This window comes from Streptomyces sp. CAI-85 (assembly GCF_013363615.1).
GTDB classification, from domain to species: Bacteria; Actinomycetota; Actinomycetes; order Streptomycetales; family Streptomycetaceae; genus Streptomyces; species Streptomyces antibioticus_B.
Map to the genome: position 1 here is coordinate 1 of NZ_JAANNX010000221.1, position 857 is coordinate 857.

An 857-nucleotide genomic window follows, 5' to 3' on the forward strand; every position below is an offset into this window, starting at 1 on the left:
ACCTCGCGCAACCCGCGCTCCACGGTCGGCACCATCACCGAGGTCTACGACTACCTGCGCCTGCTCTTCGCGCGCATCGGCAAGCCGCACTGCCCCGAGTGCGGCCGCCCGATCTCGCGGCAGTCGCCGCAGGCCATCGTGGACCGCGTCCTGGAGCTGCCCGAGGGCAGCCGCTTCCAGGTGCTGTCGCCGCTCGTGCGCGGGCGCAAGGGCGAGTTCGTCGATCTGTTCGCCGACCTCCAGACCAAGGGCTACTCCCGCGCGCGGGTGGACGGCGAGACCGTCCAGCTCTCCAGCCCGCCCACCCTGAAGAAGCAGGAGAAGCACACCATCGAGGTGGTCGTCGACCGTCTCACGGTGAAGGAGTCCGCCAAGCGTCGGCTCACCGACTCCGTCGAGACGGCCCTCGGCCTGTCCGGCGGCATGGTCGTGCTCGACTTCGTCGACCTCCCCGAGGACGACCCCGAGCGCGAGCGCATGTACTCCGAGCACCTGTACTGCCCGTACGACGACCTGTCCTTCGAGGAGCTGGAGCCGCGCTCCTTCTCCTTCAACTCGCCCTTCGGCGCCTGCCCCGAATGCACCGGCATCGGCACGCGCATGGAGGTCGACCCCGAGCTGATCGTCCCCGACGAGGACAAGTCGCTCGACGAGGGCGCCATCCACCCCTGGTCGCACGGCCACACCAAGGACTACTTCGGCCGGCTCGTCGGCGCCCTCGCGGACGCGCTGGGCTTCCGTACGGACATCCCCTTCGCCGGGCTGCCGCAGCGCGCCAGGAAGGCCCTGCTGTACGGCCACAAGACCCAGATCGAGGTCCGCTACCGCAACCGCTACGGCCGCGAGCGGGTCTACAC

At 69.8% G+C, this 857-nt stretch carries 1 pseudogene; it reads left to right on the plus strand.

From position 1 onward, the window contains the following. Nucleotides 1–857: pseudogene (locus tag G6W55_RS37915) on the plus strand (excinuclease ABC subunit A); the annotation flags it as partial.